General features: G+C 65.2%; 20 protein-coding genes and 1 pseudogene. 13 read left to right on the top strand and 8 right to left on the bottom strand.

Annotated elements, in window-relative coordinates; translation table 11 throughout:
• Nucleotides 1–45: 45 nt before the first annotated feature.
• Together A9X04_RS23895 and A9X04_RS23890 are read right to left on the bottom strand one after the other, a co-directional pair.
• The gene (locus A9X04_RS23895; protein ID WP_067925927.1) at nucleotides 46–1,185 is read right to left on the bottom strand and encodes an acyl-CoA dehydrogenase family protein; all 1,140 of its coding nucleotides are present in this window, start codon (nucleotides 1,183–1,185) and stop codon (nucleotides 46–48) included.
• Complete coding sequence (locus A9X04_RS23890; RefSeq protein ID WP_067925925.1) at nucleotides 1,182–2,645, bottom strand: class I adenylate-forming enzyme family protein; 1,464 nt, start codon at nucleotides 2,643–2,645, stop codon at nucleotides 1,182–1,184. Before A9X04_RS23890 ends, A9X04_RS23895 begins: the two co-directional genes overlap by 4 nt.
• 147 nt (nucleotides 2,646–2,792) lie before the next feature.
• Between A9X04_RS23890 and A9X04_RS23885 the strand changes: the two genes are divergently transcribed.
• The 5 genes from A9X04_RS23885 to A9X04_RS23865 are packed head-to-tail and all read left to right on the top strand — an operon-like array spanning nucleotide 2,793 to nucleotide 8,247.
• The gene (locus tag A9X04_RS23885) at nucleotides 2,793–3,845 is read left to right on the top strand and encodes an acyl-CoA dehydrogenase family protein (RefSeq protein ID WP_067925923.1); all 1,053 of its coding nucleotides are present in this window, start codon (nucleotides 2,793–2,795) and stop codon (nucleotides 3,843–3,845) included.
• Nucleotides 3,845–4,996 carry an acyl-CoA dehydrogenase family protein gene (locus A9X04_RS23880; RefSeq protein ID WP_067925921.1) on the top strand — a complete coding sequence of 384 codons (1,152 nt, stop codon included), beginning with the start codon at nucleotides 3,845–3,847 and terminating at the stop codon, nucleotides 4,994–4,996. Before A9X04_RS23885 ends, A9X04_RS23880 begins: the two co-directional genes overlap by 1 nt.
• Nucleotides 4,997–5,035: 39 nt before the next feature.
• The gene (locus tag A9X04_RS23875; RefSeq protein WP_067925919.1) at nucleotides 5,036–6,322 is read left to right on the top strand and encodes a MaoC family dehydratase N-terminal domain-containing protein; all 1,287 of its coding nucleotides are present in this window, start codon (nucleotides 5,036–5,038) and stop codon (nucleotides 6,320–6,322) included.
• Nucleotides 6,315–7,115, top strand: a complete 801-nt coding sequence (locus A9X04_RS23870; protein WP_067925917.1) for an enoyl-CoA hydratase/isomerase family protein — start codon at nucleotides 6,315–6,317, stop codon at nucleotides 7,113–7,115. The genes A9X04_RS23875 and A9X04_RS23870 overlap by 8 nt, the downstream gene beginning before the upstream one ends.
• 13 nt (nucleotides 7,116–7,128) lie before the next feature.
• Complete coding sequence (locus A9X04_RS23865; protein WP_067926130.1) at nucleotides 7,129–8,247, top strand: acyl-CoA dehydrogenase family protein; 1,119 nt, start codon at nucleotides 7,129–7,131, stop codon at nucleotides 8,245–8,247.
• Here A9X04_RS23865 and A9X04_RS23860 read toward each other — a convergent pair.
• A complete protein-coding gene (locus A9X04_RS23860; protein WP_067926127.1) occupies nucleotides 8,244–8,852 on the bottom strand; it encodes a TetR/AcrR family transcriptional regulator in 609 nt (202 codons plus the stop codon). The two genes, A9X04_RS23865 and A9X04_RS23860, sit on opposite strands and share 4 nt — an antisense overlap.
• A gap of 104 nt (nucleotides 8,853–8,956) precedes the next feature.
• Between A9X04_RS23860 and A9X04_RS23855 the strand changes: the two genes are divergently transcribed.
• The 4 genes from A9X04_RS23855 to A9X04_RS23840 are packed head-to-tail and all read left to right on the top strand — an operon-like array spanning nucleotide 8,957 to nucleotide 12,973.
• The gene (locus A9X04_RS23855) at nucleotides 8,957–9,955 is read left to right on the top strand and encodes a nitronate monooxygenase family protein (RefSeq protein ID WP_067925916.1); all 999 of its coding nucleotides are present in this window, start codon (nucleotides 8,957–8,959) and stop codon (nucleotides 9,953–9,955) included.
• A 10-nt stretch (nucleotides 9,956–9,965) separates the two neighbouring features.
• Entirely contained in the window at nucleotides 9,966–10,763 is a 798-nt protein-coding gene (locus A9X04_RS23850; RefSeq protein ID WP_067925914.1) for an enoyl-CoA hydratase/isomerase family protein, read from the top strand.
• A gap of 6 nt (nucleotides 10,764–10,769) precedes the next feature.
• A complete protein-coding gene (locus tag A9X04_RS23845; protein ID WP_067925911.1) occupies nucleotides 10,770–12,203 on the top strand; it encodes a class I adenylate-forming enzyme family protein in 1,434 nt (477 codons plus the stop codon).
• Nucleotides 12,204–12,205: 2 nt separating this feature from the next.
• Complete coding sequence (locus tag A9X04_RS23840) at nucleotides 12,206–12,973, top strand: SDR family NAD(P)-dependent oxidoreductase (RefSeq protein ID WP_067925908.1); 768 nt, start codon at nucleotides 12,206–12,208, stop codon at nucleotides 12,971–12,973.
• A gap of 3 nt (nucleotides 12,974–12,976) precedes the next feature.
• Here the strand turns inward: A9X04_RS23840 and A9X04_RS23835 are convergent, their stop codons facing one another.
• Genes A9X04_RS23835 through A9X04_RS23825 form a run of 3 tightly spaced genes read right to left on the bottom strand, consistent with a single transcriptional unit; the run spans nucleotide 12,977 to nucleotide 16,582 of the window.
• Nucleotides 12,977–14,221: a cytochrome P450 gene (locus tag A9X04_RS23835; protein ID WP_067925904.1), complete on the bottom strand. Its 1,245-nt coding sequence runs from the start codon at nucleotides 14,219–14,221 to the stop codon at nucleotides 12,977–12,979.
• Nucleotides 14,222–14,239: 18 nt separating this feature from the next.
• A complete protein-coding gene (locus A9X04_RS23830) occupies nucleotides 14,240–15,091 on the bottom strand; it encodes a mycofactocin-coupled SDR family oxidoreductase (protein ID WP_067926124.1) in 852 nt (283 codons plus the stop codon).
• Between the two features lie 27 nt (nucleotides 15,092–15,118).
• Nucleotides 15,119–16,582 carry an aldehyde dehydrogenase gene (locus tag A9X04_RS23825; RefSeq protein ID WP_067926122.1) on the bottom strand — a complete coding sequence of 488 codons (1,464 nt, stop codon included), beginning with the start codon at nucleotides 16,580–16,582 and terminating at the stop codon, nucleotides 15,119–15,121.
• A 138-nt stretch (nucleotides 16,583–16,720) separates the two neighbouring features.
• Between A9X04_RS23825 and A9X04_RS23820 the strand changes: the two genes are divergently transcribed.
• Nucleotides 16,721–19,051, top strand: coding sequence for a CaiB/BaiF CoA transferase family protein (locus A9X04_RS23820; RefSeq protein WP_369829008.1), 2,331 nt, complete (start codon nucleotides 16,721–16,723; stop codon nucleotides 19,049–19,051).
• Here the strand turns inward: A9X04_RS23820 and A9X04_RS23815 are convergent.
• Entirely contained in the window at nucleotides 19,044–20,297 is a 1,254-nt protein-coding gene (locus A9X04_RS23815) for a CaiB/BaiF CoA-transferase family protein (RefSeq protein ID WP_067925897.1), read from the bottom strand. The genes A9X04_RS23820 and A9X04_RS23815 overlap by 8 nt on opposite strands.
• Nucleotides 20,298–20,318: 21 nt before the next feature.
• On the bottom strand, nucleotides 20,319–21,065 hold the full coding sequence (locus tag A9X04_RS23810; RefSeq protein ID WP_067925894.1) for a maleylpyruvate isomerase N-terminal domain-containing protein: 747 nt from the start codon (nucleotides 21,063–21,065) through the stop codon (nucleotides 20,319–20,321).
• A gap of 163 nt (nucleotides 21,066–21,228) precedes the next feature.
• On the opposite strand from A9X04_RS23810, the gene A9X04_RS23805 reads away from it, so the two are divergent.
• From A9X04_RS23805 to A9X04_RS23795, 3 genes and pseudogenes are all read left to right on the top strand, one after another.
• Nucleotides 21,229–22,380: an amidohydrolase family protein gene (locus tag A9X04_RS23805; RefSeq protein WP_067925892.1), complete on the top strand. Its 1,152-nt coding sequence runs from the start codon at nucleotides 21,229–21,231 to the stop codon at nucleotides 22,378–22,380.
• Nucleotides 22,381–22,383: 3 nt separating this feature from the next.
• Nucleotides 22,384–23,163, top strand: a complete 780-nt coding sequence (locus A9X04_RS23800; protein WP_067925889.1) for an alpha/beta hydrolase — start codon at nucleotides 22,384–22,386, stop codon at nucleotides 23,161–23,163.
• Nucleotides 23,164–23,590: 427 nt separating this feature from the next.
• Nucleotides 23,591–24,093: pseudogene (locus A9X04_RS23795) on the top strand (cytochrome P450); the annotation flags it as partial.

The raw sequence follows: 24,093 nt of genomic DNA, 5'->3' as shown, positions 1-24,093 counted from the left end.
TGCGTCGTCGAGCTAGCTTGTCCACCGCCCGGGAGTCCAGACTCGTTACCGCCGGGCCTCTTTCGGCAAGCCGAGTACGCGCTCGGCAAGGATGTTGCGTTGCACCTCGGATGTCCCGCCGCCGATCCGCAATCCGAACGATTCGAAATACTGCTCGACCTCGTCGAGATTCGCCAGCACACCGAATTTGCGGATCCTGTGGTTCAGCTCGGTGGCGACCAACTTCAGCGCGCTGCTGGCAGGGCCGGGCTCGCCGCCCTGTTGTTGCTCGGAGACGGTCTTGTACAGCAGCGCCCGCACGGCGAACACGTCGTCGGCGAGCTCCTGTAGGCGATCCATCAGGGCAGGATTGTCCGCATGGGTTTCGGCCAGCTGCGCCACGATCCGCTGCAATCCGATGACGGTGGCCGCGAATGCCGTGCTGCGCTCGAACAGCAGCGTGGTGGTCGCCACCTTCCATCCCGCGCCGATTTTTCCGAGGACGTTCTCCAGCGGGATGCGCGCGCCGTCGAAGAACACCGCGCAGAATTCGGGTCTGCCGGTGATCGCTGTGATCGGACGCACGGTGATTCCCGGTGTGCGCATGTCGGCGATGAGATACGTCAGCCCGCCGTACCGATTCGAGGCATCAGTACGCACCAGCAGTTCACACATATCGGCATTGTGGGCGCGGGAGTTCCAGATCTTCTGTCCGGTTACTACCACATGGTCGTCGTCGACGACACCCCTGGTCGTGATGGCCGCGAGGTCAGACCCGGCGCCGGGTTCGGAGAAGCATTGAGCGAAAATCAGATCGCCCGTGAGGATGCCGGGCAGCCAGCGGCGGCGTTGCTCCTCAGTGCCTTCGGAGATGATCGTGGGGCCGGCGTGGCCGATCCCGACGAAGAACGGTTCGCCGCCACGCCCGCCCGCGCGTTGGTGTTCCTCGTGAAAAATCAACTGCTGCATCGGGGTCGCGTCCTGGCCGCCATATGCGGTCGGCCATGCGATACAAGCCAGGCCGGCTCCCGCAAGCCGCTTTTGCCAGAGCCGCTGGGCCGCTAGATAGTCCGCGTCGCGGTCGTCGCCGACCGACGCGCAGGCAGCGAGCTCAGGAGCCGGGTTCGCCATGAACCATCGCCGTAAGCGATCGCGAAATTCGTTGTCGTCCAGATCGGTCAGAGCTACCGTGTCAGATACCGTCATTGCCGCCGGCTTTCCACGAGTCGTGCGACCTCTTCGCGGTTGACCTTGCCCGAATCAAGGCGCGGGATCGCGTCGACGAATGCGATGCGACGGGGCAACTCATATGCGGCAAGCACGGCGCGCAGCGCCCGCCGGATCGTCTCAGCGTCAGCGGTTGCGCCGGGCTGCAGCACGACAGCTGCGACCGGAACCTCGCCCAGCCTCTCGTCGGGAACACCGGCAACCGCGGAATCTGCGATCTGGGCCAGATCGTTGAGCGCCGCCTCCACCTGGGCGGGATAAACGTTGAAGCCTCCGCACACCACCATGTCGCGTACCCGACCGACGACGAACAGGAATCCATCGTCATCGATGGTTCCGAGATCGCCGGTGCGCAACCAGTTTCCGGGATCAGCGGGTTGACCGTCGGCACTCAGATAACCCGACATGGCCGATGCGGCGCGCGCCGATATCTCGCCGACCTCACCGACCGGCACCGGTGCGCCGTCGGGGCCGAGGATCGCGACCTCTACTCCGGGTGCGACCCGGCCTACGGTGCCGTCGGGGCGCTTACCCGCGGCGACGTCGGCGGGCCGCTCGAAGGCAATCGCCCCGGCGAACTCGGTCTGCCCGTAATTACGCAGCACGGGTACGCCGTATTTCTGTTCGAATGCACGACGCGTCGCTTCGGGAATCGCTGCGGTACCGACGATCACGTAGTCCACTCCAGGCAGCCCGCTCGCACCGTCGGACGCAGCCAGCTCCCACACCATCGCTGGCGTCAGGCCCAGCACACCGAGGCGATACCGCTCGACCAGGTCGAATACCCGCTCGGGCGAAAACTTTTCGACGAGCAGCGCCGGTTTACCAAGCCACCATGCGGTGAGCATGCCAAGGAAGCCGCCCATGTGAGCGATTGGTACCAGTACGATGCGCGGTCCACGTGCAGGCTGTCGCGGGGGGCGGCCGTCACCGTCGAGCCCATTGCCCGTAGCGATCCCCGCCACCGATCCGCGCAAGGCGGAGAACGTCAACGACGCGCCCTTCGGCGTGCCGGTGGTGCCCGACGTGAACATGACCACCGCCTCGCCGACCGGTGCGCCGTCACGAACCTCGGTGTCGGCGAAGTCGACATCCAGACCACCGCAGGTGGCCGGCGTCACCAGTGCGGCCGCCGACGTCTCGGCCAGCCGCCGCCGCACTTCGGACTCCGGCACCATCGTGCTTGCGGCGACGACAGAACACCCCGCGCGCCACGCCGCGTGGATCGCGACGACCGAGGCCGCGTTGTTGCCCAACCGCACCAGCACCCTGGTGCCCGGGGTCAGCTGCTTGGAGACCCGCTCGGACGCCTCGGCGAGCTGCCCGAACGGGTACTCCAACCCGTCGACGATCAGGGCCGTGCTCGCCGGTGCCAGTCTCGCCAGCCGGCCAAGGATGTCCTCCACGCCCGTCTGGCCTGATACCGGCGCCGCGCTCATGCTTGCCCTTCCTCGCAACGTTGTCGCTATGACGACCGTACGAGCTCCGGACCCGTTTGCGCCGGTCCAGAACTGAGAACGGCATTTGCCCGCCAAAACGCCCGTAGATATTGCGCTCACGGTTACCGGCCTAGTTCCCTGGAATGCGTGAATTTCGAAATGGATGGCGACGTCCTGGCGCTCGCCGACGCCATTGCGGAGTTCTTCGCGCGGCGGAGCGATGCCGAGGCGATCACCGCAGCGTCGATGACGTCTCGAACCGCCGATCGTCAGCGGTGGGCGGCCCTGTGTGAGATGGGCCTGCCGGCCTTGCGGGTACCCGAACCCGCCGGAATCGGCGCGCGCCTGTTAGAAGCCACTGTCGTCGCCGAGAAGGTGGGCGCGGTCCTGGTACCCGAGCCTGCCGCGGCGACGATCGTCCTTGCCTCGGCGTGGAGTGCTCATGAGCAATCCACGGGCTTTCTCGATGCGCTGTGCGGTGGCTCGAGGATCACCGCACTGTGCGGTTTCGACACGGTCGAACTATCCGAAACGGGGGTCGTGAGCGGACGAGCCTGTGTTCCTGACGACGACGAGACCGACGCGGTCGCGCTGCCGGCGCGGGACTGTGGCGCAGGCGAGTCGGCGATCGTCGTGCTGGACACGGCGGCGCTGCCGCCGCCGGTCCGCCGGTCGGCTGCGGACCCGACGAGACCCACCGCAACGGTCGATCTGGAAGGCGCGCGCCCGGTCGACATCCTGCGGATCGGCGACTGGACCGCACACCGGCGTGAACTGGCGTTGCTCACCGCGGCCGAACTCGTGGGCGGCATGCAGGCCCTCCTGACCAAGACGATCGATCACGCCAAGGGCCGTCAGCAGTTTGGCCGTCCGATCGGCAGTTTTCAGACCATCAAGCACCGGCTCGCCGACATGTACATCGCGACCGAACAGGCGCGTGCGGCCGTGCAGTTGGCGGCGGTCGCCTGTGAAGACGGTGCCGACACCGCCTCGGCCACCGTGGCGTCGGCCGCGCGCTGGGTGCCGCGTGCCGCGATCGAGGTCGCTGAGACCGCAATTCACCTTCACGGGGCGATGGGGTATTCCTGGGAGACCGGCGTGCACCTGCATTTGCGACGTGCACTGACCACCCGACATGACTTCGATAGATCGAAACTGCTTGCAATAGGAGCTCTTTCACCACTCGTGGAGGCGGTGTGATGTCAGGGTTCAGGGAAGAGCTGCGCGCTTTTCTTCGGGCGAACGACCCTGGGCGCGCACCGAAGGATCCCGCAGAGCGGCTGGCCTGGCAGCGTCGGTGGTCGGCATTGCTGGTCGACGAGGGTATCGCTGCGCCGTCGTGGCCAAAGCGCTGGGGCGGCATGGAACTGTCGCTGACCGGGCAGGTGATCTATCACGAGGAATTCGCCAAGGTGCGACGGCCCGCGCACCCGGGGGCAGGAATCTTCGTGGTGGGCCCGACGATCATCCAGCACGGCACCGACGAGCAACGCGAACGATTCCTGCGCGCTGGTCTACGCGGCGATAGCATCTGGGTGCAAGGCTTTTCCGAACCAGAGGCGGGTTCGGACCTGCCCAGTCTGCGCACTCGTGCCGATCGCGACGGCGACGCGTACGTCGTCTCCGGGCAGAAGATCTGGATCACCAATGCGCGCAACGCCGATTGGTTGTTCGCCTTGGTGCGCACCGGGTCGCGCGAATCGCGCCAAGACGGGATAAGTTACCTGCTGATCGACATGGCATCACCGGGTGTCACGGTGCGCCCCCTTCGTGACATGACTGGCGGCTCGTCGTTCTGCGAGATATTCCTCGACCAAGTCCGTGTTCCCGTCGCGAATCGAGTCGGGCAGGAAAACGAGGGCTGGAAGATCGCCCGCACGAGTTTGGGCCACGAGCGATCGACGGCAGGTGTCGCGCAAGGCATGCGATATCGCCGGATCGTCGACGAAATACACGCTCTGGCAGCGGAACTGGGCCGCACAGGCGACCCACGGGTCCGCCAACTGTTGGCCGGCATCGAGATAGACGTGCGGCTGGTCGTCCTTAACAACACCCGGACGCTGAGCACGGTACTCGCCGGGTCCGACCCAGGGCCAGTGTCCTCGATCGGCCGGTTGATGTTCACCGAGTTCGAAAAACGGCTGCACGAACTGGCCGTCGACCTGATCGGTGCACCCGCGATGCTGTCGCCGGATGACAAGCACTCGGTGCAGCGTGGCCGCTGGGTAACCGGTTTCCTCGCCACCAGAGCCTCCACGATCGGTGCGGGTACCGCAGAGATCCAGCGCAACACCATCGCCGAGCAAGTACTGGGGCTGCCGCGCGACGACATCGTCGGTGCGAACGCCTGACACGAGCCACATCCTTCACCCGCCAACCAGGAGCCCTCCATGATCCAAGCCACGAACACGGACACCACGTCGGAAAAGTTCAAGGAAGCGACGTCGGCCGAGATCGACGACGCCGATATCGCCAAAGACCGTGCGGCGCTACGGGTGTGGGCTGCCGCGCGCAGTCAGGAGCTCATCGCTACCGCTACCCCCGAGGCGATCCGCAACTTCGCGCACGGCTACGGCGACGACAATCCGCTCTACACCGACCCGGACTACGGCCGGGCGACGCGATGGGGCGGCCAGATCGCGCCGCAAATCATGGCCGCTGTCCTCAACGCGCCGCTACGCGGCGACAAGCTGCCGAAAGAACTGCGTGGCGGCAGCTATCGCGGGATACACGCCTTCGTGTCCGGCGGGACATGGGAGTGGTATCGCCCCGTCTATCCCGGTGACACCCTGTACAGCTTCTCAGGGCTGGAGTCCGTCGAGGAGAAAACGTCGGACTTCGCCGGGCGATCGGTGATACGTGTGCTGCGAGACGTGAAGATGAACCAGCACGCCGAGGTCGTGGGCGTCTACCGAACCTTGGTGATCTACACCGAACGCAAGAAAGCCCGCGAGAAGGGCAAGTACAGCGCGATCGAAGATCCGTCCTACACCAAAGAGGACATCGCCGCGCTGGACGAGATCTACGCTGCCGAAAAGGTGCGTGGCGCCGAACCGCGGTACTGGGAGGACGTCGTCGTCGGCGAGGAGATGGGGACGATGGCCAAAGGACCACTCACTACCACCGACATGGTGGTATTCCATGCCGGCGGTTACGGTTTTGTGCCCTATGGGCTGAAGACGGGTAGGTTGGCGTACCAGAACCGCCGCCGAATCCCGGCGTTTTACATCGACAACGAGTACGGCGTGCCCGACGTCGCACAGCGCGTGCACTGGGATTCCGAATGGGCCAAGGCCATCGGCAACCCAAGGGCCTACGACTACGGCGTGTTGCGTGAATGCTGGATTCACCACTTCCTCACCGACTGGATGGGCGATGGCGGCTTCGTGGTCCGTCAGCACGACGAGATCCGGAAGTTCAACTACCAGGGCGACATTCAGTACCTCACCGGTAAGGTCGACGGCAAGCGGCAAGAGGATGGCCTGATGCTGATCGACGTCGCCGTCGAGGTGCAGAACCAGCGCGGTGACACCACGGCGCAAGCCGATGCGACCATCAGCCTCCCCAGCCGAGAACTCGGCGCCGCCATGCTGCCGGATGCGCCGAAGGATCTGCAGCGGGACGCCGTGCGCATTTTCGAGCGCCACGGCGAACTACTGAAGTCCAACAATGCGTGACGCTTCCGCGGGGATCACGGCGGCGGTGGTCGGTTCCGCGTTGATCCTGACGTTGAACCGGCCAGACAAGGGAAATGCGTTGCGGCAACAGGAATGCGCGGCGTTGCTCGGCGAGATCCGGGCGGTCGATGGTGGTGGCGACGTGCGCGCGATTCTGATTCGCGCGGAAGGTCGCAACTTCTGCGCAGGCGCGGATCTGGTCTCTGCGAACGCCGATCAGGGCAAACCCCGCACCGGCCACTTGACCCGCTCGTTGGAGGCCGGTGCCCACGGACTCATCTCTGCGGTGTGGAACTGCCCCGTGCCGACCATCAGCGCCGTGCAGGGCAAGGCGATCGGACTGGGTCTGCATCTGGCCGTGGTGTGCGATTTCGTCGTCGCGGCCACCGATGCCGCGTTCGTCGAACCGTTCTGCAAACGTGGCTTTTCGGTGGACAGCGGCGGGTCGTTCCTGCTGCCCCGGTTGGTGGGTTTGCGCAGGGCCCGCCAGATGCTCTTCCGGGGCACCGCAATCGATGCGGCGACGGCCGTGGAATGGGGTTTGATCGATGCCGCCGTCGCGCCGGATGCCCTTGAGCAGGTGGCCGAAGAGTTGGCGACGGAACTGGCCTCGGGGCCGACGTATTCGCTCGGTCACACCAAAAAGCTGCTCAACAACCCCGCGTTAGACGGGCTGGACGCGGCGCTGTCGCAGGAGACCAAATCTGTCGAAGCCACCGTGCGGAGTGCCGATTTCAAAGAAGGCCTCCGTGCGTTCGTCGAACGACGCGAGCCGGATTTCACCGGCAACTGAGCGCGGAGGGATGATGAGTTTCACGCTTACCGAGGAACAACACGAGTTGACCGGCGCCGCCGCGGCGTTCTTCGACAAGCGCTCGCCAGAAACCGAGGTGCGGCGCCTGATGGCCGAAGGCGGCGCAGCGGATCCGGCGGTGTGGTCACAGATGGCCGGGCAACTGGGCCTCCCGGGTCTGATCGTGCCGGAGGCATACGGTGGCGGTGGTTTCCGATTCCTCGATTTCGCGCTGGTCGCAGAGCGCGCCGGCGCGGCGCTGCTGGTCGCGCCGTTGGTGTCGACTGTGGCGGCGGCAGGCGCGGTCATGCTTTCCGAGGACGACGAACTCAAGACCCAGTACCTTCCGGGGTTGGCGTCGGGCGATTGCATCGGGACATTGGCCATCGCCGAGCAGTCCGGAAGCTGGGGTGCATCCGCGGCGGAGGTGACTGCGGAGGCAGGCGTTGGCGGCGGGGTCCGATTGACAGGCGTAAAGATGTACGTCGTCGACGGACAGCACGCCGATATATTGATCACCTCGGCGCGGTCGCCGCTCGGCACTGTCAATCTCTACGTAGTGGAGGCAAACTCACCGGAGGTGACTGTCACGGCGCTGAGCACGCTGGACATGACGCGGCCCCAGGCACGCGTCGAGCTCGCCTCCGCTCCGGCTCGCCCGTTGGCCGGCGACGCCGACGGTGAGGCCGTGTTCGAGCGGGCCATGGCGATCGCGGCGATCTTAGTGGCCGCCGAACAGGTTGGCGGAGCCCAGCGCTGCCTGGACATGGCGGTTGAGTATGCGAAGGTCCGCATCCAGTTCGGCAGGCCGATAGGAAGTTTCCAGGCCATCAAGCACAAGTGCGCCGACATGCTCGTGGACGTGGAATCGGCCCGATCGGCGGCCTACTACGCGGCCGGTGTTCTCGATGACGGCAACGACGAGGCGTTAGTAGCCGCGGCGCTGGCCAAGGCACACTGCTCGGCGGCCTATACCCGTGTCGCGGGGGAGAACATCCAAATCCACGGTGGGATCGGCTTCACCTGGGAACATCCCGCCCACCTGTACTTCAAGCGTGCCAAGACGTCGGAGATCCTCTTCGGCGACCCGGCATGGCAACGCGAACGGCTGGCGGCGCTGGTCGGAATCTAATGCATGCCGAGGGCGCGGCTGATGAACGGCATCACGATATGCTCCAACTCTTCGCGGGGAATGGGGCCGCCCGCGGCAGCCTGGTCGGCGGTCATGCCTGCGACCAAAAAATAGATCGCCTTCGCATCGGCGATGGGGTCGTCTGAGTGAAAGTCGCCGCCGTCCTTGCCTGCCCGAATGGCCTCGGCCAGCGGTGCGATCAGGCGCTCGGTGACGCGCTCGAGTTCGTCGGGATACTCGGGCAGCAGCTCCCGCCAATGCGACGCGAACAGCGACGACGGCTTCGCTAGGTCTTCCAGGTACGCCATGTCGATGGTCGCGGCCAACCATGCGCGGACCTTCTCCGGCGGGGTACTCGCTGCGTCGGCAACTCGGCGCAGGTGAATGGCCGCCCCACCGACTTCGTATTCGAGCAGCGCGAGCAACAGGTCGCTCTTCTTGTCGAAATACCGGTAGAAGCTTCGCGTCGAGAGCTTCGCCTGCCGAAGCACGCTTTCGACTTTGAACCCCCACCAGCCGCTGCGCTGGAGCACCTCCATCGCCGCCGTCAGCAGTCTGCTGCGTTCGTCCTGAGCCTTCTGTGTGGTCACGGTGGCCGACGCCATCGTCATTCTCCGATCGCCATTCTTGGCTACAGGGTAGCCACCCGAAGTCCCGTTTTCAGCTACGGCACTGGCTGAGGGGCTTTTTCCGGCGATAACGTGACGTCATGGCCCTCGACCACCGGTTACGGCAGAATCTGACGCTGCCCGCGATCTGCGCACCCATGTTTCTGGTATCGGGCCCGCAGTTGGTCACCGAAGCGTGCAAGGCGGGCATCGTCGGCGCGCTGCCGAGGCAGAATGCACGCGGGATCGAGGTTTTCGACGCCTGGTTGCGCGCCATCCGCGAGGAACTCGACGTTTATTCGGAAACGAATCCGACAGCGCGGGTCGGGCCGCTGGCGGTCAACCTCGCGACGTTCCTCGATGAGGACGAGCTGGCCGAGAATCTGGGCGTGTGCGAGCGCTACGGCGTCGAGATCATCATCTCGGCGACCGGCAATCCCGCGACGCTCGCGCGACGGGTGCATGACATGGGCCGAGTGATCTTCCACGACGTGACGACGATTCGATTCGCGGAGAAGGCGATCGCGGGTGGCGTCGACGGACTGACCTGCATCGGCGCCGGCGGAGGCGGGCATTCCGGGACGATCAGCCACCTCGTGCTGATTCCCAAGATAAGAAGCATGTTCGACGGCGTCATCGTGATGGCTGGCGCGGTCTCCAATGGCGCGGTGATTCGCGCCGCAGAGATCCTCGGTGCTGACTTGTCGTATCTCGGTACGCGTTTCATCGCCACCAGGGAGTCGATGGCCGCGGACGAGTACAAGGCCATGATCTTGCGCGCCTCGTCCACGGACCTGCTGTACACCCCAGACATCGCCGGAGTGGGGGCCAACTGGATGACGGAATCGATGACCACGGTGGGGCTCGACCCGTCCGCTCTTCCCAAGCCTGCCGTAGCGGGCAAGATCAATCACACACACCTACCCGACGGTGTGAAGCCCTGGAAGAACCTTTGGTCGGCGGGGCAGGGTATCGACCTCATCGACGACATCCCTACGGTCGCAGAGCTTGTCGCCCGGCTACGGCGTGAGTACGTCGCGGCATGCAGAACCCCCGATATGGCTGACGTCGCGCGACTGGTCGACGAAGCGCTGGCCTGAGAGGAGCACGATGGATGCGCCACCCGAAGGTGAGGTCTTGTTCCACGTTGCGGACCACATCGCCCACATCACACTGAATCGGCCCGACCATGGCAACGCCCTAACACCGGCAATCCTGAAGTGGTTCCAGCAGGCGTGGCGGCATATCGCAGAGGATCCCGCCATCCGTTGCGTGCTGATCACCGGGGCCGGTGAACGACACTTCTGCACCGGTGCCGATCTGAACGGCGTCAACCAGCGCGGCGGTGTCGGCGTGGGACTCGGACGAATGAGCGAAGACGTCGGACTGACATCGCGCCACAACAACGTCTGGAAGCCCACGGTGTGCGCGGTGAACGGCATGGCGGTGGGCGCCGGACTGCATTTTGTCGTCGACGCGGACATCATCGTCGCCTCCACGAACGCGGTCTTTCTGGACAGCCACGTCAATGTCGGGATGGTCGGTGGTCCTGAAAACGTGGGGTTGGCTAAACGGTTGCCACTGGGCACCGCGTTGCGAATGACCCTGCAGGGCAGAGCCTTCCGGCTCTCTGCCCAACGCGCATACGATCTCGGGCTGGTAGATGAGCTGACCGAGCCGGGGGAACTGCTTGCGACCGCGCGGCAGATCGCCCACGACATCACCCTCAACTCGCCGCACGCAGTGTCACTGTCGCAGCAGGCGGTCTGGGCTTCGCTCGAGATGCCCTACTCGCAGGCCGTCGAGTATGGCTTCGGTTTGGTCAAAACCCAATGGCACCACCCGGATTTCACCGAAGGGTTCCGTGCGTTCGCCGAGAAAAGAGCGCCGAACTGGAAGACCGATTAGCCAACGATGACGGCGCCCGACTTCCTTGCGCTCCTGGACCGGCCCGACCCACGCGGCGTTGCGCTGGAGGACTCTCGGCGATCGATGAGTTACCAAGAGCTCGCAACCTCGGTCCAACAGATGGCGGCCGGTCTGGCTCGGCTCGGGGTGGACCTGGGAGATCGTGTCGCGGTGATGCTGCCGAATTCGGTTGCTTCGGTGGAGGTTTACCTCGCGTGCGCGATGACGGGCGCGATCTGGGTAGGTGTCAACCCCGCCGCTCCTGAGGCCGAACGTCAACGGCAGCGCGCGCTCGTCACGCCCACGCTGACGATCACCGAGCAGGACCTGCCGTCGCTGGCGGCCGACGACACGTTCGACGCCCCACCTCCCGATCCCTCGGTGCCGTGCGCGATTGGCTTCACCAGCGGAACCACCGGCACACCAAAGGCGTTCGTGCACAGCCGGTCAGCAGTGTCCCTCCTCGCCGCGGTGCTGGCTGAAGCCCAGTTGCGTGCGGACGACAGGATCGGCGTCGTCCTTCCGATGAGCATCCACAATCTGATCGCCGTTGGCGCGCTGCCCGCGCTGTTCGCCCAAGCCACCTGCGTGGCGGTCGAGCGAATGAACGCGCGTGGCGTCGCCTACGCGTGCCGCGACCGTAAGCTGACCATGGTGAACGCGCTCGTTCCGGCAACTATTTACGACCTGGTCCACGACGACGAGATCACCGCGGACATGCTGGCCTCACTGCGGGTGGCAGGGACGGGGGCCGCGGGACTCTCGGAACCGCTGCGCAGTGCTTTCGAATCGAAGTTCGGTCGTCGGCTCATCGGCTCCTACGGCATGACCGAAGCGCCGGGAGTCGTATGCATCGAGGACCCCGAGGTACCGCATGCCGCGGGCTCAGCCGGCAAGCCACTGCCACACCTCGCGGTCCACGCGTGCGACGAGCATGGCCGCCGGTTGGTCGTTGGTCAGCAGGGCGCACTGACGGTGTCCGCCGCCGTAAGTGGAGCCTGGGCCAACATGTACCTGCCGGCCGCGGGCACGTGGACGCCGGACGGGTTCGCACCCCGGCCGGGCGCTGAAAGGTGTCTCCGTACAGGGGATTACGGCTGGGTAGATGCCGATGGGGCGGTGCACGTGAACGGACGCACCGCCGATGTGATCGTCCGCGGCGGGGTGAACGTCAACGCGGCCGAGCTCGAGAGCGTGCTCGGCCAGCTGCCTGGAGTGCGCGACGTTGCCGTGGTCGGGGAGGACGACGAGAGGCTGGGCCAACGCATCGTCGCATACGTCGAGACGGCGCCAGGGGGCACCGTGGACATCGCCCAGGTGCGTCTGCAAGCCCGTGAGGTGCTGTCTCACAGCAAGGTTCCGGACGAGTTCGTCATCACCCGGCTGCCACGCAACCCGATGGGAAAGGTCGTCCGAGGTCAGTTGAAAGGTGGCAGCTGAACGTGGGACAGCTTGACGGCAAGGTGGCCGTGATCACCGGTGCAGGAACAGGACTCGGGGCGGCGACCGCGACGCTGTTCGCGCGGGAAGGCGCTGCGGTCACACTGGTCGGCAGACGTGCGGAGAAGCTCGAGGAGGTCGCCGGTGTCATCGAAGTGAACGGTGGGCGCGTGCTGGTCGTGGCCGGTGACGTGGCCAAGCCCGACACCGCGAACCGCGCTGCCGCGCAATCGATCCAAGCGTTCGGCGGCGTCGACATTTTGATCAACAACGCCGGACTGCACGCGGCGCCCCATCCGCTGCACGAGACGCCGCTCGACGAGTGGGACAGCTTCCTGGCCGTCGATCTCACTGGCCCCTTTCTATTCACCCGGGCGGTGCTGCCGTCGATGATGCAACGCCGCGACGGTGCCGTCGTCAATGTCGGTTCCATGGTGGCGTTGGTGGGCTTCAAGGGCAGTGCCGCCTACGCAGCCGCCAAGGGCGGCCTGGTCTCGATGACGAGGACCACTGCGGTCGACTACGCGGCGTACGGTATTCGCGCGAACTGTGTGTGCCCCGGTGGAATGGAGCCGGTCGAGTACGGCAACCTCACCGACGAGCAGCTCGCGCAACTACGCGACGCCGTAAGCCTCTCCGGCGGACCGCTGTTGGACCGTCTTGCCAATGTTGGTGAAGTCGCGCAATTCCTGCTGGTGCTCGTCGGGCCCAACGGTAGAGCGCTGACCGGCGCCGTGATTCCGTTCGACGGCGGATTCACCGCGAAGTAGTGCTCAGGCGCCGGGCAGACGCTCGTTGCTCAGCCGTTCGCCCGGCGTGAAGGTCGCGGGCACGTTGATCCACCCGTTGATCACGCCGATGCTCGGATAGCGACGGGCACCATCATGGTTCACCTTGTAGTCGGGCATGCGCGCCAGCACCCTGCGCACCATGGTGGCCAACTCGATGCGTGCGATATGTGAACCCAGGCAGCGATGGATTCCGATGCCAAATGTGGTGTGCCGGTTGGGAAATCGATCCAGAACTACCTCGTCTGGATTGTCGAAGGCCGATTCGTCCTGGTTTGCCGATGCCCAACTCAGCAGGACCCTGTCGTTGGGCTTGAGCTCCACGTCACCGACGGTCACCGGCTTCGTGACGGTGCGCGCCAGGCCCTGCTGCGGTGTGAAATACCGGAGGAATTCCTCGCATGCCTGCGGGATCATGTCGGGGTTGTCGATCAGCTGCTGACGTGCTTGGGGATTATCCGCCAGGTAGATGAGCGCATTGGCGGTGACCGCGGTGGTGGTGTCGAACCCGCCGGCCATCACAAGGTTGACCATCGACAGCACCATCTCGTCGGGAACTGGCTCACCGTCGATCTCGGTGGTGACCAGTGTGCTGATGAGGCCGTCCTTCTCGGGCTTGGCTCGACGCTCGGTGATCATGCCGAACACTCGACCGATCACTTCCAGGTACCGAACGAGCACCTGTTCCTGCTCCTCGGGCGGCGTGTAGATGATCTCGTGCTGCACTTCGGCGTAGTCGCGCCAATGTTCAACGGGCAGGCCGAGGAACTCGCAGGTGAATAGCGATGGAACCGGGTTCGCGAGGTCGTCGACGATGTCGAAGGAGCCCGTTTCGATGACTTGGTCCAGGCAGATGTCGATCCACTTCTCAACGCGCGGTTCCCAAGCCTTGCTGGCGGCGGGCGAGAAGAGCGGGTTGAGGAGCCTGCGATAGGGCAGGTAGTCCGGCGCGTCCATCTCGATCGGGAACATCGGGACCGGTGACGGAGGGATGGTGACGCCGAGCGGGCCGATCCCGTTCACCTCATGGCCCGACGCGAAGGTTTCGTCGTCCTTCGCCGCGGCGACGACATCCTCGTACCGGCTGATGACGTAGAAGCCGCCGTGGGCATCGGTATGCGCGACGGGGCACTGCGCGCGCAGACTCGCGTTGATCGACCGCGAGTTCTCCGCATACTCCGGGGAGTGGTGGTCGAAGTCCGTGATCGTGCGGTCATCGAACATCGTCATCTGTTACCTCTTTGCGGTCTAGGGCTTGTTGACGTTTCCCGCGTCGACGGGCAGCTGGACACCTGTGATGTAACGCGCATCATCGGATAACAGGAACAGCACCGTCTTGGAGATCTCTTCCGCGGCAAGAACAGGAATGGGCGAATAAGGGTGACCGGCAGGCGCATCGAGATCCGGCAGGACGTTCGCGGCACCCTGAATGAACAGCGGCTGCGGTTCGGCGCATTCGAATGCGCTGGGGTCTCCGCCCATGGCGGTGAGCACGCCGGTTGGGTGGATCGTGTTGACTCTGATGCGATGAGGCGCAAGCTCATTGGCGAACGCTTTCATCAGCCCGACCACTCCATGCTTGGCGGCCACATAGTGCGCGTAGGGCACCTGTCCGCGGATTCCGGCTGCGGAACTGGTGATGACGATCGATCCGCCACCCGCCTCGATCAGGCGAGGTGCGGTCGCCTGGATTGTGTTCCACACACCTTTCAGATTGGTGTCGACGATGAGGTCGTATACGTCCTCGGTGATGCTCAGGGAACCTTCCTTGTGGAACGTGCAGACGCCGGCATTTGCGCAGACGGCGTCGATGTGGTCGAACTCGCGGACCGCCCGCGCAGCAGCATCTTTCATCGCCGTGCTGTCCCGCACGTCGGCGACGACTGTCAGGCAGCGACGTCCGGTGTTCTCGACCAGCTTTCGCGTCTCGTCGAGATCGGCTTCCGTCGCGTAGGAGTATTGCACCCTGTCGCTGACCTGATGGCAGACATCCACCGCGACGATGTCGGCGCCTTCTTTCGCCAACGCGACAGCGTGCGAGCGTCCCTGCCCGACGCCTGCGCCGGTGATGAAGACGACTTTGTCCTGAACCCTGCCCATCGCGGCGTTCACCCCTTCTGTAAGTTCTTACTGCAGACCGATATAGACGTTCTTGGTGCGTTGAAACTCGCGCAGACCCCAGATCCCGCCTTCGCGGCCGAACCCGCTCTGCTTGACGCCGCCGAACGGGGCGCTGCTCGGCACGATCGGAAAGCCGTTGACCGCAACGCCACCCGCATCGAGTGCGCCGGCGATGACATGGGCGCGCCGCAGGTCGCGCGTGTGTACGTACGCCGCCAAGCCGTACGGGGTGTTGTTGGCCAGTTCGATGGCCTCATCGTCGGTGTCGAACCGCAGGACGCTCAGCACCGGGCCAAAGATTTCCTTTTGGGCCAAGTCGCTCGAGGGATCGACGTCGCCGAACACGGTCGGCCGGTAGAAGTATCCCTTATCCAGGGCCGCCGGCCGTGCGCCACCTCCGAGCAGCTTGCCGGCCTTGCCGGCGATCGCGGAATCGACTGCCGCAGTAACTCGTTCGAGTTGAGCTGCGGTGGCCAATGGTCCCATCAGGGTGGTCGGATCCCACGGATCGCCGACGCTGAGCGTCTCCGCGCCCGCGACGACTCGGGCAACCATGTCGTCGTACACGTCGCCGTGCACCAGCAATCGGGTGGGCAGCATGCAGCCCTGACCCGACAACGTCATCAGCCCGGCCCCGACCGCCATCTGCGCTGCCGCGTCCAGATCCGCGTCGGGAAAGACGATGTTGGCCGACTTCCCGCCCAGTTCCAGAACGACCGGAGTGAGCGCCTGGGCCGCGGCGGTCAACACCTTCCGGGCGGTTTCACCGCCGCCGGTAAAGGTGATCTTGTCGACGCCTGGGTGCGCGCATAGCGCGGCACCCGCAGTGCCGTCACCGGGGATCACGTTGAGAACACCCGCCGGCAGCCCCGCCGACGCGGCGATCTCGGCGAAGCGCAGCGCACTGAAGGGAGCGTTCTCGGGCGGCTTGAGCACCACGCAGTTGCCCGCTGCCAACGCGGGGGCGACCTTCATCCCCATCGCCACAAGTGGGCCGTTCCACGGGATGATGGCGCCGATCACGCCGATCGGTTCGTCAAGGACGTAGTCGAAGGCCCCGCCCGCAGGTACGGCCACGACCTCACCGCCGGATTTACCGATCCAGCCCGCGTAGTAGTCGAACCAGTCCGCCGCCATCTGCGCGGCGATCCCGGCCAACATGTTCGGTGTGCCAATCTCGAGGGTCGCGATGGCCGCGAAACGCTCACTGTCAGCGACCAACCGCCGCGCGATCTCCTGCAGAATGTCGCGACGGCCATTGAGATCCAGACCGCGCCAACCGGGGAATGCTGCGCGGGCGGCCGCGACGGCCGCGTCGACGTCGTCCGTACCCGCCAGCGGAACGACGGCCTGAACCTCGCCGGTCCCCGGGTAATGGTGCTCGTAGCTGCCGCCGCCGCTTGTCGTCAGTTCGTCAGAACCGACGATGAGTCGGGGCTGCGGAAGGCTGTCTGGCAATGTCCGCTGCACGCTGGTCATTTTTCGTGGGCCAGGACCGCGGGGCAATGGATCGAGTGAAAGCGGCGTTTGCGTGTCCGAACGGTTCGCAAGCGCCCGGCCGCTTCCTACATTGGCAGTCAAGAACTTGCCGTTGATGGAGGTATGCACGTGGGCGGGCCGCTCGAAGGGTTCAGGGTCATCGACTGCTCACGGGGGCTTGCGGGACCCCGCGCTACCGGCCTGCTCGCCGACTACGGCGCCGAGGTTTGGTGGGTCGAGCCGCCGGGCGGCGATCCGTTCCGACGCGCACTTGCGACGGAGTACGCCGTCTTCAACCGAGGTAAGCGCAGCGTTCAGCTGGACCTGAAAACGGTCGAGGGCCGCGAGGGGTTGTCCCGGCTGCTGACATCCGCCGACATCTTCCTCACCAGCTGGCGCCCCGGGGTCGCCGAACGGCTCGGGGTCGACTGGGCCACGCTGCACGAGGGGCATCCGCGGCTGGTCTACGCATCGATATCGGGCTTCGGCGAGGACGGCACGCTCGCCGAGGTGCCCGGCCACGAAGCCGTCGTCCAGTCGTATGTCGGGGTCACCGCCGAGCAGGTCGGCGCGCGACCCGCACCGATTTATGAAGGCCTGCCGTTTGCGAGTATCGGCGCCGCATATCTCGCCGTCATCGGTTCGCTCGCGGCGCTCTACCGCCGCGCCGAGGACAATCGCGGCAGGCTGGTGCAGACGTCGCTCGTCGACGGCGCTCTGAGCTATCTGGGCATGATGTGGGGTGACGCCGACGACGCCAACGCCGCGCCGCCGGTCATGCCGGGCAGTATCCGGTTGATTTCCCGGTCGTTTCGGTGCGCCGATGATGAGTACATCGGCATCCACACCGGCGCCGTCGGTGCTTTCGGCCGCTTGATCCGGGAACTGGGACTCGACGACCGGATTCCGGTTGCCGAGGACGGCTCGGATATGCGCTTCCCGCTCAACGAAGACGAACGCGACATCGTTGCGGTGGAAATTCCGGCACTATTCGAATCCCAGCCGAGGGACGTCTGGCTCAAGCGGCTGCTCGACGCCGACGTAGCCGCCATTCCGGAACTGCATCCGGGGCAGATCTTCGATGAGCCTCAGGTGCGCCACAACGACATGGTCAGCCGCATCGAAGACCCGGTGTTGGGACCGCTCGAACAGGTGGCGCCCGCGATCAGGTTCAGCGGACTTGAGTACCGCCCGACCTTCGGGGCCCCGACGGTCGGGCAGCACGACGACCATTGGCCGGCAGTGCTTTCGAACCACGAAGACACGTCTGGGGAAGAAGGCGACGGTGGCGAGGCGTGCCTGCTGCAAGGTCTGCGCATCCTGGACGCGGGCGCTTACTACGCGGGCCCCTTCAGCTCCCGGCTACTGGCCGACCTCGGCGCGGACGTGATCAAGCTCGAGACCACGCTGGGTGACCAGCTACGCGGAATCCAACGCCCGTTCAGATCCGCTTCAGCGGGTAAGCGCGCGATCTCACTGAACCTCAAGGACCCGGATCTGCAATCTGCGAGGGAAAGCCTGATCAGGTGGGCAGATGTCGTTATGCACAACATGCGTCCCGGTGCCGCGGATCGCGTCGGCCTGGGTTACGGCGATGTGCGGCAACTCAATTCGGACGCGATTTATCTGTACGCGCCTGGATGGGGGAGCACGGGCCCCGACTCGATGCGGCAGTCCTTCGCGCCGCTGATGTCCGGATATGTGGGCATCGGGTACGAGGTGGGCGGTCAATTCAATCCGCCGATGTGGCCCATCGGTAATGAAGATCCCGGCAACGGCCTCACCGGCGCAGTGGGGATCCTCATGGCGCTGCTGCATCAAACCCGTGGTGGGGGCGGCTGTTACGTCGAGAACCCGCAATTGAACGCCACCATGACGCACGCAGCACACATTGTCCGGCGGGCCGACGGAACCGTCCTCGGGGCTGAGCGTCTCGATCCCTTACAGACCGGAATAGGTCCCCTCGACAAGCTTTACGAGACCCGCGGCGGCTGGCTGTGCGTCGTGGCGATCAGCGACGCCGAGATCCGCCTGTTCGAATCGGCTTTGGCGGTCACCATTCTCGACGATCCGCGCTTTGCGACGCCCGAGCTTCGTTCGGAGAACAGCTACGATCTGTCGGACATGCTGTCCGACGTGTTCCTGACGCGCGATAGCGAGGAGTGGCTGCGACTGCTTCGGTCAGCGGGCGTGGCGGCGATGATCCCCAGGGCTGCTACGAATAACGAGGCGTTCCACCGTGATCCGGTCAACCAGGCGATCGGCCGGATTGCGCAGGTGCAGGACCGTAGTGGGCGATTCGTGCGGGAGGCGGCGGTCATGGTGCGGGTGACCGGCGCGATGACGCCACCGCACCGCCTTGCCCCCGAGCTCGGCGCGGACACCGAAGCGGTGCTCCTCGAGCATGGCTACAGCGCGGAGAAGATCGCCGAACTGCGGGGGCGCGGTTCGATCAGGTAGTGCCAATGACCCCGGCGTCGCGCAAGACGCCGATCTCGTTGTCGGTCAACCCGATCTCACCGAGAATCTCTGCGGTCTGCTCACCGAGCGCGGGTGCGTGGTGGCGGATCTCCGTCGAGCGCTTTCCGTTGACCAGCGCGGGCAGTGTGACGTGTGTGAAGGGCCCTGCGACCGGATGTACCGCATCGGTGAATGCTCCTCGGGCGCTCAGTTGCGCATCGCTGCGGAGTTCGTCCTCTTGTAGGGCGGGGCCGATCGCCAGGTCGTGTTCGGCGGCCAGCCGGGTCCACTCGGCCTGGGTACGGCTTTCGATGATCTTTTGAATCTCGCGGCGCAGCGTCTGACTGGGATCGCCGGAGACCGCGAAATCGACGGGACCGCTGTCGGATTCGCTGATGAGGTCGGGGCGTTCGGCGAGCTTGCAGAAGTTCTCCCAGAATTTCGGCTCGATGCAGCAGAACAGGACGTAGCGGTCATCCGAGGTGCGGTAGAACTGATACTTAGCAGAGGACGTACCCGCGGGATCCTGTGGGGCGGGCAGCGAGCGTCGGTCGGCAATCCGTTCGTCGTTGAGGATATATGTCGCGGCGATCCATGCCGAGGAAATGACGGCCTCGGATCCCGAAACGTCGATGTAGCAGCCCTCGCCGCTGCGCTCACGTTGGAACAGCGCCGCGGCGACGTGATAGGCGGCGAACGTAGCACCGGCCGCCGTCCCCTCCCCGCCGGAGGCGATTCCGTTGAAGGACTGCGGGCCTCGGTAGGGATGCACCAGGCCGTCGTCGCCCATCTCCATCGGCGTCCCGCCCGCCGCCGCGTTCATCATCTGGCCGTGGGTGGGAATCGTGGCGTACGGTCCGGTCGCGCCGTATCCGCTGTATTGGCAGTAGACGATCGCGGGGCGGCGGGCCCGTTGCGCCTCGTATCCGACGCCGAGCTTGGTCATGGCATCGGCGGCGTTGCCGTCGACGAAGACGTCGGCGGTCGCCAACAACTTCCAGAACACCTCGCGGCCCGCATCTTTGCGCAGATCGAGCGCCACGCTGCGCTTGTTCTTGTTGATCTGCATGTGGGCGGGGCTGTTGTGCGGTGCGATCTGACCGAGCATGTCGCGCAGATAGTCACCGCGGAAGGGACTTTCGATCTTGATGACGTCGGCGCCGCGGTCGCCGAGGAGGGCGCCGAGCGTGTCGCCATTGAACAGCTGGGCGGATTCGAGCACCCTGACACCGCTGAGCAATCCCATGTCGTGACCCTTCCTGGTCGGTTACAGCACAAACTCGCGGTCGCGCATGTGCTCGGGGATTCGCGGGTCGCGTTCGCGAATTTCGTTCACGGGCAGTCCCACCTCGGATATCACCGACAGGTAGGTGTTCGGCTCGACCCCCCAATTCCACCGGCCAATTTCATCCGCGGACCGGCGACCGGACATCGCCCGCACGAACTCGAAGCGGTCGGCGACCACACACGCGATCGCCCGGCCGTCGCCTGCGATCGTTCCCCATTGTTCGACTGTCACTCGCAGCGGCGGCAGCCCAGCCGCGGCGACCCGGTCCGAGAAGCGGCCCGACAGTTCGTCGAGCGCGACTTTGACGGCAATGTCGTCGCGCGCACCGGGCGCCCCGAGGGCACTGCGCAAGTCGTGCTCGCTCATCACCGCGATGGTGATCAACAACGACGCGAGGCCCGCATCGGTGGCGACAGACGCGTCGAGCGGGGCGGCGGCCTTTTCCCACCCGGCCACGAGTTCGGCGAGCGTCGCGCCGCCGGCGGCACCGGGTGCCGGCAAGGCAACACTTTCCCGTGCGACCCCTGCGGGGTCGTCCCCGGCGAGGCGCGCGGTGTCGATCAAGTGCGCGATGACGTCGCGGACCGCGATTCCGGGCACCGTTGGCACCGGCGTGGACGCCGCAGTATCCGGCAGTGTCCGGACGATTTCGGTGATGCGGTCGCTGGTCGCGCGCCAGATCGCGGAGAGATCCCTCGCACCCGCGGGTGAGGTGTCGGAGCGCATGATCTCGCAGCGTATTGGAGTCGACCGCGGCGTCGGAAGGGCGAGGCAACCGGTTCAAGCGCAAACGGCGTTCCGGGTCAGCGCCCCCCAAATCACCGCGGCGCAGTGCCATCATGTCCGAAGGATGCCGTGGCGTTTTCCGGGACAGAAGAGGTGAGGCCCTGTGTTCACATTGTTCAGCGTCGACGACCACATCGTCGAACCGGCGCACGTGTGGTCCGACCGGGTGCCGTCGAAGTTCAAGGATCGCGCGCCCCACGTCGTCGAGGTCGATGGCCGCCAGATGTGGCAGTGGGAGGGCGGCATGGAAATCACGATGGGGCTCAACGCCGTCGCGGGCAAGCCGCGCGAGGAGTGGGGCATGGAGCCCGCCCGGTTCGAGGACATGATCCCCGGGTGCTACAACCCCGAAGAACGGCGCAAGGATCTGTTATCAAATGGCATCTTCGCGTCGGTCTCGTTCCCGACGCTGCCGGGGTTCGGCGGCCGTAAGTTCGCCACCTTCGAGGACAAGGAACTCGCGCTCGTCTGCGTCCAGGCGTGGAACGACTTCATGCTCGAGGAGTGGTGCGGCGCCGCCCCCGATGTCTTCGTGCCGATGCACATCCTGCCGGTGTGGGACGTCGACCTCGCGGTCAAGGAGCATGAGCGCTGCGTTGGGCTCGGCAGCAAGGCCATCTGCTTCATCGAAGACCCCCAGGTCGTCGGATTGCCCAACTTCCACGCCGGCTACTGGGAGCCTCTGTTCGCCGCCGCGCAGGCCGACGAGACTCCGATCTGTATGCACATCGGGTCGGGCGGTGCTCAGGTGACGTTGGAAGGACTCAACCCGATGACCGAGATCGCCGCGGCCTTCGCCAACGCCGCCCGTTCATCGGTCAACCTGATGGTCAGTCCGTTGCTGCGCAAGTACCCCGACGCCAAAGTTGTTTGGTCCGAAGGGGGTATCGGCTGGATTCCGGCGGCGATCGAGCGTGCGGACCGGCAGTGGGAGCGCCACCAGTACTGGAGCCACCTCCCCGATGCTCACATCAAGCCCTCCGAGGTCGCGGGGCGCAGTATGTACTTCTGCATGATCGAGGAGCCCGTCGGCATCAAATACCGGCACGACTTCCGCGTCGATCGGATCCTGTGGGAGTCGGACTATCCGCACGCCGACACGCCGTTCCCGAAGACCCAGCTATCGGCGAAGCAAGTGTTCGACGGCATCCCCCAGGACGAAATCGACCTGATGACGCACAAGAACGCCGAAAAGCTATTCCGCTTCCCGATCTCGCAGGAATTGGCCGACGCATACGCCGGATCACCCGTCTGACAGATGACCGCCGCCCGGCTCGTCTTAGTTCACGGCGGCGCACATACCGGCCGCTGCTGGCGCGACACCCTGATCGCGATTGCGGCTCTTCGGCCGAACATCGAGAGCGTGGTCGTTGATCTTCCCGGAAGACGGCATGTCCCAGGGGATCTGACTACTCTGACGATCGAGGACTGTGTCAGCTCGGTGGCAGAGCAGATCAGCTCGCGCTGCGACGGAACGGTGGTGCTCGTGGGGCACTCACTGGCCGGTGTAGTCCTGGCCGGTGTGGTGGACCGCCTGGGCGGGGGCCGGGTGCGGCACGTGATCTTCGTAGCGTGCTGTGTGCCGCGCAACGGCGAATGTGTCATTGACTCACTGGCGTTCGGATTCCGGCAGGTCGTGCGGCGGATAGTGAACCGGTCACCGGTGATCCGGTCTCCGCCTTGGCTGGTGCGCCACGTCTTCGCCAATGCGGCCACGCGGGAACAACGCGCGGCGGTCATGGTGAACATCGTGCCGGAAAGCGCGGCACTTGTGACTCAGCCGTCGGTGGTGGCGCTGCCCGAATCGGTGCGCAGGAGCTGGGTACTGACCCGCCGCGACCGCGCGTTGCCGCCAGCCAAGCAACGGAGCTTCATCGGCAACCTCGGCGGTGTCGACGAGGTGGTCGAGGTCGATGCCGGACACGAAGCGATGATCACGCATCCAGCGGAGCTGGCGCATGCCCTTGTGCAACTGGCGTTTTCATCTGCATCAACGGCTACCGAGCATCTACCGGCGGATGGGGAATCGGCGACGTGACAGCCCGTCGATGTCGGCGCTGCGCTACCGACTGCGTTCGTGCACGGCGATGCCCACCTGGGCAACACGTCCCGGGACACCGAAGGCCGCCTCGGCTTCTGTGATATTCAGGCGATGGGCCGAGGGTAATACATCTGGGATGTCACTTACTTCATGACCGGTGCGATGGACCCGGCGGATCGCCTCGCGTCCGAGCGAGATCTGCTGTCGCTGTACCTCGACGAACTACAAAAAAACGGTGCCGACGAGCTTCCCCACCTCGAGGACGCGTTCCTGGCTCATCGGCGCCACCCGTTTCGCCATCGCGATGGAAGAGCTCGACACACTGGAGAGCTCGCCCTAAATCAGATAAATAATTGAGTCAGCTATGGCGTTGCGGTATACGTCACGTTACAGGGTAAGGTTCATATGTGGACGGTGAGAAATGATGACCCAAGCCGCGCGGTATGACCCGCGCGTTTCAGGCCTCTCGCAGGTCGTGAAGAGTTTGGCGGAGCCGCAGAGGGTGTATCACGACAAGGCCGGAAACGTCCGCGCCGAACACATCGACGGGGCGCTGCACCTGTACCGCCACCAGGACATCCTGCGTATCAACCGCCATCCAGCCGTGCTCGGCAACGGCGGCAAGGGCGGCAGCTTCGGGCACGATGCGCGGCTGATCCCGTTGGAGATCGACGGCGAGGACCACAAGAAGTGGCGGCGCCTGCTCGACCCGATGTTCGCGCCGAAGCAAGTTGCGCGCCTGGAGGCGCAGGTGCGCGACCTGGCACGGGAACTCATCGACGGCTTCGCGCCCACTGGCAAGGCGGAACTGTACGAGGATTTCTGCACACCACTGCCGTGCCTGATCTTTCTGCGCCTCCAGGCGCGCAACTTGCTTCGGCGCGAACATCGGGTCGAGCAGGCGCCGCCACTTCTTGTGGTCCTCGC

Origin of the sequence: Mycobacterium sp. E3247 (assembly GCF_001667785.1) — a bacterium.
Classification (GTDB): domain Bacteria; phylum Actinomycetota; class Actinomycetes; order Mycobacteriales; family Mycobacteriaceae; genus Mycobacterium.
Note: the sequence above shows the minus strand (reverse complement) of the source record. Positions and strands in the feature narration are given on the sequence as shown.